This is a genomic window from Pseudomonas sp., from assembly GCF_026224925.1.
GTDB lineage: Bacteria > Pseudomonadota > Gammaproteobacteria > Pseudomonadales > Pseudomonadaceae > Aquipseudomonas.
In genome coordinates this window covers 1-9,319 of the sequence record NZ_JAMFRV010000545.1, presented here as the reverse complement: position 1 = coordinate 9,319, position 9,319 = coordinate 1, and the positions used below count along the sequence as shown (strand labels likewise).

General features: G+C 57.1%; 11 protein-coding genes. 3 read left to right on the top strand and 8 right to left on the bottom strand.

Annotation, left to right across the window (positions count from 1 at the left end; all coding sequences use genetic code 11):
* Window position 1: 1 nt before the first annotated feature.
* On the top strand, window positions 2-736 hold the full coding sequence (locus M0974_RS22980; protein WP_297842262.1) for a response regulator transcription factor: 735 nt from the start codon (window positions 2-4) through the stop codon (window positions 734-736).
* Window positions 737-872: 136 nt separating this feature from the next.
* On the opposite strand, the gene M0974_RS22975 is transcribed toward M0974_RS22980, so the two are convergent.
* The 8 genes from M0974_RS22975 to cpaB form a co-directional block, all read right to left on the bottom strand.
* On the bottom strand, window positions 873-1,148 hold the full coding sequence (locus M0974_RS22975) for a DUF3613 domain-containing protein (RefSeq protein ID WP_297842258.1): 276 nt from the start codon (window positions 1,146-1,148) through the stop codon (window positions 873-875).
* 14 nt (window positions 1,149-1,162) lie between these two features.
* Window positions 1,163-1,882, bottom strand: coding sequence for a tetratricopeptide repeat protein (locus tag M0974_RS22970; RefSeq protein ID WP_297842256.1), 720 nt, complete (start codon window positions 1,880-1,882; stop codon window positions 1,163-1,165).
* Window positions 1,883-1,915: 33 nt separating this feature from the next.
* Window positions 1,916-2,803: a type II secretion system F family protein gene (locus M0974_RS22965; RefSeq protein WP_297842253.1), complete on the bottom strand. Its 888-nt coding sequence runs from the start codon at window positions 2,801-2,803 to the stop codon at window positions 1,916-1,918.
* A gap of 1 nt (window position 2,804) precedes the next feature.
* A complete protein-coding gene (locus tag M0974_RS22960; protein ID WP_297842250.1) occupies window positions 2,805-3,689 on the bottom strand; it encodes a type II secretion system F family protein in 885 nt (294 codons plus the stop codon).
* Window positions 3,690-3,722: 33 nt separating this feature from the next.
* Window positions 3,723-4,982: a CpaF family protein gene (locus M0974_RS22955; protein WP_297842247.1), complete on the bottom strand. Its 1,260-nt coding sequence runs from the start codon at window positions 4,980-4,982 to the stop codon at window positions 3,723-3,725.
* Window positions 4,979-6,169, bottom strand: a complete 1,191-nt coding sequence (locus M0974_RS22950; protein ID WP_297842237.1) for a pilus assembly protein — start codon at window positions 6,167-6,169, stop codon at window positions 4,979-4,981. The genes M0974_RS22955 and M0974_RS22950 overlap by 4 nt, the downstream gene beginning before the upstream one ends.
* Complete coding sequence (locus M0974_RS22945; protein ID WP_297842264.1) at window positions 6,166-7,356, bottom strand: type II and III secretion system protein family protein; 1,191 nt, start codon at window positions 7,354-7,356, stop codon at window positions 6,166-6,168. Before M0974_RS22945 ends, M0974_RS22950 begins: the two co-directional genes overlap by 4 nt.
* Window positions 7,357-7,424: 68 nt before the next feature.
* Window positions 7,425-8,372, bottom strand: a complete 948-nt coding sequence (cpaB, locus tag M0974_RS22940; protein WP_297842232.1) for a Flp pilus assembly protein CpaB — start codon at window positions 8,370-8,372, stop codon at window positions 7,425-7,427.
* A gap of 327 nt (window positions 8,373-8,699) precedes the next feature.
* Here cpaB and M0974_RS22935 point away from each other — a divergent pair, with 327 nt between their 5' ends.
* Together M0974_RS22935 and M0974_RS22930 are read left to right on the top strand one after the other, a co-directional pair.
* Window positions 8,700-8,894: a Flp family type IVb pilin gene (locus M0974_RS22935; protein WP_297842223.1), complete on the top strand. Its 195-nt coding sequence runs from the start codon at window positions 8,700-8,702 to the stop codon at window positions 8,892-8,894.
* Window positions 8,895-8,940: 46 nt separating this feature from the next.
* A partial coding sequence (locus M0974_RS22930; protein ID WP_297842221.1) for a response regulator occupies window positions 8,941-9,319 on the top strand: 379 nt, incomplete at its 3' end.

The following is a 9,319-nucleotide window of genomic DNA, read 5'->3' as shown; positions in this document are numbered from 1 at the left end:
CGTGGATGAGTTGAGCGAATTTCTGGAGAGCAGTGGTTATAACTGTGTGCGGTGTTATTCCAGTCATGAAGCGATCAAGCAGTTTACCGATGAAACTCAGGTCGGCCTGGTGCTGTGTGATTTGGACATGCCCGGCATGAGCGGCATTGAATTAGTAAACGAACTTAAACGAATTGCCGGTAAAACCCGCGTCTTTGAATCCATCATGCTTACCGGACGCGCCGAGAAGCAAGATGTGATCAAAGCGTTGCGCGCCGGTATCGCTGACTATTATCAAAAGCCGGTCAACCTGAACGAGTTATTGGAAGGCATACAACGCCAGGAGTTGGCTCTGCAAGAGCGGCACAAAAGTCATCAGCATCTCGGCCATTTAAACGACAAGCTGAAGTTCTTGGCCGCGTCTATCGATGATATTTATCAAGACCTGGATAAGGTACGTCGTAAACCGGCCTCAGCGTCGACCTCTGACCTCAGCGGCGTCGAAGGTCAGTTGGAAAAAATCGCAATCCCGGCCATTTTTGACCCATTATCACCGCGTCAGATGGACGTTGCCCATTTGGTAGGCAAGGGCCAAACCAACTACCAGATCGCGTGTGAACTGGGCATTACCGAAAATACGGTGAAGCTCTATGTTTCCCAGGTGTTGCGCCTGACCCATATGCACAACCGCACGCAGCTCGCGCTGGCGCTATCACCCAGCCGCTCAACCCCGCACCACCGCGCTACCGCGCATTAATCACTCTCTGCAGATTCCCTGTGGGAGCGAGTTCATTCGGGAAGCGAACAACGCGGTGCACCTGAAACACCGCGCCGCATCATTCGCGAACAAGTTCGCTCCCACAAGCTCTGTGCTATCCAGATTGATTGCAGTCTCAATGGCTATTGCCGCCAGAGACCTTTCCGCCCGCCCCCTGCTCGTAAAATTCCGATATCTCGTGGGTATAGCTTTTCAGCCACCGCTGAAAACTAGCCTCCCGTTCAGCTTGAGTCGAGACCTGTTTGATCGGCGACGCCGCTGTGGCCCGAGGCTGCAACTGCAGCCAGTTTTCGGTCTCCTGTTGCTGCGCGGAAGAAGGCCCAGCCTCAATGGCCCAGGCGCCTCCCGACGTAAGCGCCAACAATATGCAGAAGGAAATTGAACCCTTCATAGGTGCCTCCCTGTTCATTTCGAAGCCGATGAATCAATTACCGCGGCGACCCGATCAAGGCCGGCGGCACGGTTGCTGGCGGGCTCTTTGAGGTGCTCGGCCCGGGCCTGAGCCTCGCTGAATTGCTCCGGGGTCAACCCCACGCGGGAGACCAACTCAGCGGCTTGCTTCCAGTTGTCTTGATACAGCAGCACCGTGACCAGGTTGACTGCCGCCAGCGTGTCGGACTGTTTCAATTCAATCGCGGTCAAGAACTGAAAGCGTGCCTGCTCCAGATTCAACTGATTGAGATAAACCACGCCCAGGTCATTGCGGATTTTTTCATCGGTGGGCGCTAGCCGCATCGCGTTGGTCAAATGCTTCAGTGCCTGATCGTTGTCGCCGCGCGCCACCGCCAACTGGCCAAGCCCATGTTCGCCTTCTGCGGCGCGACAGGTGCCTAACAAACTGCGGTACAACGGTTCAGCTTCGTTGCTACCCAACAAACGCAAAACCCGCGCCTTGCGCAAGCGCACTTCGCCGAGGTTATTGGGCATCGCTTCCAGGCTCGCCAGGCTGGCATGCAGTCGCCCTTCGTTGGCCATGTCCTGGGCCAGGTTAAGCGCTAACTCATCATCGGAACCGAGCTTGGCGCACTCGGTGGTCGCAACGGGAAATGGCATCCACGGCGCCCCGCCATCGGTGGCACATCCCCCCAGCAACAACATCCCAAAAAACAAAAAGATTCGTTTCATCTCACACTCCTTGATCCGAGAAACAACAGCCGTTCACGAAGAACGCAATGCGTGGCCGATTGCCGTAAAGCCCGGCCCAGCCAACACGATCAGGAGCGCAGGAAATAAAAACACCATCATCACAATCGACATCTTGGCCGAGAGTTTGGAGATGTATTCCTGCAATCGCGTCAGACGTCTGTCGTCGAGTAATTGCTTGAGGGTCAGCAGTGATTTCATTGCACCACCGCCCTGCTGGATCAACTGATTGAGAATCACGCAGGTATCGCCGAATTCGTCGACCGCCAATAAGGCTGCGGTTTTGCTCAGTTCTTCACCCAACTCCAGGCCCGAATCCACGCGCACCAGCACCATGCGTAGCTCGTCGGACAAGATCGGCAGCAGTTGCTTGCCTTCACCGCTCAGCACGCGTATCGCCTGCTCTACGGCCATGCCAGACTCGAACAAAATCCGCAGCAACGGGATAAAGATTGAGACTTCTGTCGCCAAGCGCTTTTGCCTGCGCGCGGCAGCCATGGCCAATAAACGCTTGGGCACTAGATAACCGATGCCCAACGCGAACATTGGGGCAAGAAATGGGTACTCCACGGTCTGATAAAAGAAATGCTGGCCCAGCCAAACCACGCCAAGCAACACCAATGGCACGCCCACCTGAAAAGCCGCGTAGAGAGAGCGCTCCCTGGCCCGCCGCCAGCCCAGGCGGTTAAGCAACATCTGAGTTTCGCCGTCGAGACTGACCGAGCGCTGGCCAAACCGACTGTCACCCAGCAAACGAAGCCAACTGCCGAAGCGGCTATCGCTTGCCATTTGCCCGTGCAGTCGTCGCGCGACTTGGCGCTCGCTGCGGCGCTGCTTGGCCAATTGACTGAACAACAGCGCGGCGCCAGCCAAGAGAAGCAACGCACAGATCAGTAGGGCCATTTCAAATACTCCGCAACATGCGCCACAGCACCAGACAACCGAGTACCTGAAAGGTAAAAGCCGCCAGCAGCATGTGTTGCCCACTGCTGTCGTTCCACATATTCATCAGGTAGTGGGGGTTGACCAACAAAAAGTAACCGACCATACCTATCGGCAGCAGCGCCAGGACCCAGGCGGTCATCCGCGTTTCACCGGTCATGGCGCGTAACTGACGGGCACCTTGTTCGCGCTCCCGAATCAGTTTGATCAGGTTCTCCAGCAGTTCGCTGGCATTACCGCCGTACCGGTGATTGACCCTTAGGCCGAGAGCAAACACGCGAAACTCCTCTTTGTTGTACAAGTCAGCAAAGTCCTGTGTGGCATCGGGCAAGCTAACGCCCAACTGCACGCTACGCTGAATCCTACGCATGGCGCTTTGTAGTGGATCACTGGCCGACTCAATGCCCTGCAACACCGCATCAGCCAAGGTGCGACCGGACTTAAGGCTGCGCACGGCATGGTCAAGCATCTGCGGTAACTGCTCGATCATTCGCCGTACCCGACGCTGATAACGCCAGGCAACGTACATACGCAGCAGTAGCGGTGGGATCAGCACCGCCAGCAGTACGCCAACCCATTTCCCGACCAGATAGCCCAGCACCATTAATACCAGCCACAACACCAGCGACCTGTTCAGACTGTCGGCTGGCCGACCCAGCCCGGCGCGCAAAAAAGCCAGCTCCAGACGCGCCATGCCAGGTCGGTCGGTTTGCACCGTCGGTTGCCCGTGAGCCAGACGTACCATCACACGCTCGATCGCGCTTTTGCGCCGGCTGCGATAAAACAGCGATGCCGATGCCAAGAACAAAAATACAAAGGCCAATGCCAGCAACAGCGGTGCCGCCATCTTTATCACTCCTTAGTAACGACCTCGACCTGGTTAAAAATCGCGCCGGAGTTTATCCCCGGCCGGGTTCACCGCTTCACGCAGGAAGCCAAAACCACTGCGTCGATCCAGGCGAAACAAAGTGTTGGTCACGTACACGTCGTCGCGCACCCCAACCACTTCCACCACCTCGCTAACACAGCGTCGACCGTCAGGCATACGGGTCAGTTGAATCACCACGTCCAGCGCCGCGCAGATCATCTGCCGCAACGTTTTTTCTGCCACTTGGCGACCTGTCAAACCCACCAATGTCTCCAGCCGCAGCAGCGCATCCTGTGCATTATTGGCGTGTATGGTGCTCATTGATCCGTCGTGACCAGTGTTCATTGCCGTGACCACGTCCAGCACTTCCACACCGCGAATTTCGCCGAGGATGATGCGGTCCGGACGCATCCGCAGGGCGTTGCGTATCAGGTCACTGGAACGCACCTCGCCGTGACCTTCGGCATTCGGCGGTCGGGTTTCCAGGCGTACGACGTGTGGATGACCGAGCTGTAATTCGGCGACGTCTTCGATGGTCACCAGCCGTTCGTGGGGGGCGATCAGTTGGCTCAGTATGTTGAGCAAGGTGGTTTTGCCTGTACCGGTGCCGCCGCTGACCAAGATGTTGCAACGCTTGCTAACGGCTTCCTCGAAGAACTCAAAAATAGGCTGATCAATGGTTTGCATCGCCATCAGGTCAGCGCTTTTGAGCATGTCCTTGCGAAACTTTCGAATCGACAGGCAAGGGCCATCCAATGCGATGGGGGGAATGATCGCGTTGACTCGGCTGCCATCAGGCATCCGCGCATCGACCATTGGCGATGACTCATCCAGACGACGGCCCAGCGGCGCAAGAATGCGCTGCATCACCCGCTCGACGTGATGCGCATCGATAAAACGCAGGTCGGTGTGGTGCAACACGCCATTGCGTTCGATGAAGACTTTGTGCGGCCCGTTGACCAGAATCTCGGTCACCGATTGGTCGCGCAGCAATACTTCCAGCGGACCAAACCCGGTCAACTCATCGACCAATTCCTCCGCCAGGCGCTCCATTTCGTAGCGGGAAATCGCCAAGTGCAACCGACCTATGTATTCACCCACCTTGTCGGTAACGAACTGCGCTAACGCCGGGCGCGAGCCTTCCAACAGATTTTTACCGGTCTCCTCAATGGCGTCGATGATGTATCGGTGCAGGATCAGCTTCAGGCCCTGAGTGTCGTTACTGCCGCCGGACGTTCGGGACGGCACACCAAATAACTTTTCCGTGCTCATTTACTCCCCCACAGTCGGTTAAGCCAGCTTCCCTGGGGTTTGCTTACAGTTTCAGAACGCCTGGCAAGGCGCTCACCCAGCGCACGTAAGGCCTGACATAAAGGCTCGCGTGGCACCAACTCGAACAGCGGCACGCCTTGGTTCTTGGCATTTAGGCGCAACTCTGGACTAAACGGCAGTACCGCGAGCACGGGCAGCGCGAATGTCTTACCCAGGTCTTCGGAATTGGGGGCAACCGGGCGCAGATAGCGGTCGATCAGCAGCCCGGCGTGCTGCAACTTCATGCCCTTTTCTCGCCACAGATTAAGCACCGCCAGATTGCGTCGGCAATCAAGCACACTTTGATCTACACACCACAGCACCTGATCGCAGTGAAGAACGAACGTGCGCAGCGCTTCGCTGTCCGGCTGCCCCACCAGGTTCACCACCACATGCTGGAAATGTTGACGTAGAGAACTGAGCAACATGTACAACTCGGCTGCACTGGTGTTTTCCAGCAAGTCATCACCGTCGGCGTACGCCAGAATGCGTAAACCCGACGGCTCGGTGGTGAACGCGCTGTCGATCAACGTGGCGTCCAGCCGTCGCAAATGACGTACGGCATCGCCAAAATTAAACGACGCTTCTAGGCCGAGCATCGCCAAGCTGTCGCCGCGCGGCAGGCCGAGGTCCAGCAGCAAGGTGCGCTGGCCGCAACCCTGCACCACCAACGCCAAGTGTGTAGCAAGCATGGCGCCATCGGCATCACATTGCGCGCCATACAGCACGGTTAGCCCGCCCATGTTTGGATTCGGCGCCACCGGCGGCAGGCGTTTACCCAGGCGTCTGACCAGTCCCGCCACTTCGCTGGAACGGGAGCCGTAGGCGACGAAATCCCGTGCCCCGGCGCGCATGGCGTTAAGCACCAACTGGTTGTCCATGCCATCGCCCAACGCCACGATGGCGAGCATCGGTTTAGCTTCCAGCGCACCCTCGATCAACGCGCACTGGGTCACCAGATGCTCTCGATCAAGACCGACAAACAACAGGCTGGAAAAGGTGACGTCTACCAGTGCCAACAGCTCATCAAGGTTGCCGGTACTCGCCCCGACCACTTGGCCGAGCGGCGCAAGCGCACCCTGAAGCCATTCAAGGTCGGTGCTGGTGCGGGTAATTGCCAAAAAGGTCTGACTCAGGCTATGGCTCATTGGGAGAGCCCGGTGCGGCGGTCGAAATTGCCATTTTCGAGGAAATACATTTGGAAGAAATTCGGGTCGTAGTTGCGCAACTTCTCGCCCGGTAACGATGGCAGCGGCGCATTTGCGGCCAATGGCTGGACCAAATGCGGCGTCACGATCATCAGCAGTTCCTGCTCTTCGCGGTTGACCTGTGAATTACGAAACAGCGCGCCGATGATCGGAATGTCACCTAACCCTGGGAATTTGCCCACCGTCGAGGTGTTTTTGGTACTGATCAAGCCACTGACCACGAAGCTCTCCCCATCAGCCAGATTGATGCTGGTATCGGTGCGACGGATAGTCAGCGCCGGCACTATGGTCCCGGCGATGGTCACGCCATTGGAGTAGTCCAACTCGCTGACCTCGGGAGCGACTTTCAGGGCGATGCGATTACGTCCAATCACCGTGGGGGTCAGGGTCAGGCGCACGCCGAACTCTTTGTACTCGATGGAAATGCCGTTGCCCTGGCCGTTCGGCACCGGGATCGGAATTTCCCCCCCCGCCAAAAAGCTCGCACTCTGCCCGCTTAATGCCACCAGGCTCGGCCGCGCCAAGGTGTAGGCGAAACCACTGCTTTCCAGCGCATTGAGCATGCCCAGCACTTTGCTGTTGCCCGCGACAATATTGAACGCGCCGTTGTTGAGGGGGATCTGAGGAAGGATGCCGATCGTGCCGGGCGTCACAGTCGCACCAGACACGGTTCCCGGCGAGCCGAACAGAAAGTTGCCGCCCTTGCCGAAAATCGAGGTGCTGGCTTCCTTCAATTTGGTACGACTGATTTCCACGAAGCGGATATCGGTCTGCACTTGATTGACCAGCGTCAGGTCTTCCGAAGGAGCCACCACCGTATTGGTCAGCGCCGCGGTGGAGCGGCCCTGGACGAACACCATGCTTTGCCGGGGCGATGCAGAACAGGCGGTCCATACCATCAGGCTGGTGGCGCCTGGACTGACGCCCGTCAGTAGAAAACCTTGATCGCCTTTGACGTTCACGTCGGCAATTTTCGCATCACCCACTGCCAGGCGCGTGATGGCCACCGGTGAATGTATGTCCTGCTGTAAGCCCTGCCCTACCTCGATCACAGACGGCAGCACCGCCAATTGCGCGCAGCCAGCCGGCGCTGCGAGGGCGTTACCACAGTGCAGCCCCACGACCATCAAGGTCGCGCAAGCTTGCTTCAACATCAGCATGGAACCACTACTCATGAATTGCATTCCTTGCTCAATCAGGGAGTTTGTTGCGTGATTTGGTTGCCACGGATGACTTCGATCTGTCGCGCCGGACGGGGTGCACCGGGCCCTGCGACAGACTTGGTCGGGCTGCTGAGGGTCAACTGGGCGAAGTGCACGAGGTTACGATTGGTGGAATCCAGACGCGCCGCCAGATCCTTTTCACCCGCCCAATAGCGTTGCAAGTTCTTTTCTTCAGCGCTGCGCACGGCCAAGCGTAACGTGCCGGATTGAGTCGCCAGCATCAGTCGGCTGAGCAACTGCTCCGGCACCGCCAGCACCACGTTACGTGCCGAACTTCTGCGCTGCTCAAGCTTGAGCTTTTCGTCGGTGCTCAACGCTTTCGCTGGCGCCTGCCCGTCGATCGTTGGCCCCAGCAACTCACCCACGCTCAGTAAGCGCAGCGCCGGGATCACCAGTTGCGCCGACTTGTCGGGATTGAACGCGTCCTGCGGCAGGAACAGCAACACATCGACAAAGTCGCCAGGGCTGAGCTGGCCGCCCGCACCGATGACTTCATCGATGGCCACGGCCAAGGCACGCTCGTTGGGGCGGATCATGCGTGCCAATGAACCACCGGCGTCAAAGCTGCTGTCACTGAGCCACGTGCCCGCCGACAGTGCTCGGGCAGCACTACGGCCCAGCGCGTCGTCAAGTTTGGTGAAACTGCCGACCGGGGCTAATTTGACGCGCTCGATCAGCAGGTCAGCCGCAGTAATCGGTGTGTCCGGGGGTAGATCCCGGGTCAACACCAAAACGGGTTGGCGCAAGGAGTCTTCAATTGGCTGGGCAACCGGAGTAACCACCACGGGGGCCGACGTTTGAGCGACCTGCGCCTCTGCTGGCGCAACAGTCGGGCGACTTAAAACAAGGCCCCAATACCCGGCAAATAGCGCTCCGAGCAACAATAAAACAGCAAATCCCATGGTAACGCGACTGTTCATGACGGCTCTCCCTTTCCCACTGCATAACCCTGTTTTGTTTAAAACAAGTCAACGTCGCAATCAGGCAGCTATGAACAAGTAATCAATTGGCTATTTGAAGGTAGCGTAGCCAATGAAAAAAGTCATGACGGATTAAAAATATGTTTCACTGATCAATAAGCACATGAAATTTACGGCTATTGGGAACCCACGTTTGAATTATAACTTTATGATTAATACTTTATTACAGTTGCCGGGTCGGTGTTTGACGTCAATGCTGTAGGTACACAAGGGAGTGAGGCTGCACTGATTGCAGCAGCAGTATCCTTGAGTGCGAGGAGAACTTGGATGTTCCTTACTTATCTTATAATTCGAATCAGATTATTCTTGAACGATCGCTCCGGCGCTTCGGCGATTGAGTACGCCATTGTGGCGTCCATGGTCGCGGTCATCCTCGTCGCCTTTATTACACCCGTAGGGGCTCGAGTTAAAATCATCTTCAACGGAATATTGACGGCAGTTGGCGGGACCGCCATCCCATGACGGCTAAACCTTAACCTTCGCGGTCCTCTCAACAAGGGTAATTCCTATGGCTGCCCCAGCTCCAATGCGCCAAGAACTTCTACTGGTGGATGACGAAGAGGACGCCATCGATGAACTGGCGGAGTTGCTTGAGGGCGAGGGTTTCGTTTGCTTCACGGCGACCTCAGTTAAAGTCGCCTTGCAGCAATTGACGTTGCATCCGGACATTGCTCTGGTCATCACCGACCTGCGCATGCCGGAAGAAAGCGGCCTGTCGCTGATCAAGCGCCTGCGCGAACACACCTCACGCCAACACTTACCCGTGATCGTTACCTCTGGCCACGCCGACATGGAAGACGTCAGCGACCTTCTGCGCCTGCAGGTTCTGGACCTGTTTCGCAAACCCATCTACTACATCCGATTACTGGAAACCCTCAACAACCTGT

Bases quoted from the DNA above. Each gene is read 5' to 3' on its own strand.
- M0974_RS22975 (WP_297842258.1), bottom strand. From the start codon at position 1,148: ATGAAGGGTTCAATTTCCTTCTGCATATTGTTGGCGCTTACGTCGGGA.
- M0974_RS22970 (WP_297842256.1), bottom strand. From the start codon at position 1,882: ATGAAACGAATCTTTTTGTTTTTTGGGATGTTGTTGCTGGGGGGATGT.
- M0974_RS22965 (WP_297842253.1), bottom strand. From the start codon at position 2,803: ATGGCCCTACTGATCTGTGCGTTGCTTCTCTTGGCTGGCGCCGCGCTG.
- M0974_RS22960 (WP_297842250.1), bottom strand. From the start codon at position 3,689: ATGGCGGCACCGCTGTTGCTGGCATTGGCCTTTGTATTTTTGTTCTTG.
- M0974_RS22955 (WP_297842247.1), bottom strand. From the start codon at position 4,982: ATGAGCACGGAAAAGTTATTTGGTGTGCCGTCCCGAACGTCCGGCGGC.
- M0974_RS22950 (WP_297842237.1), bottom strand. From the start codon at position 6,169: ATGAGCCATAGCCTGAGTCAGACCTTTTTGGCAATTACCCGCACCAGC.
- M0974_RS22945 (WP_297842264.1), bottom strand. From the start codon at position 7,356: ATGGTCGTGGGGCTGCACTGTGGTAACGCCCTCGCAGCGCCGGCTGGC.
- cpaB (WP_297842232.1), bottom strand. From the start codon at position 8,372: ATGAACAGTCGCGTTACCATGGGATTTGCTGTTTTATTGTTGCTCGGA.
- M0974_RS22935 (WP_297842223.1), top strand. From the start codon at position 8,700: ATGTTCCTTACTTATCTTATAATTCGAATCAGATTATTCTTGAACGAT.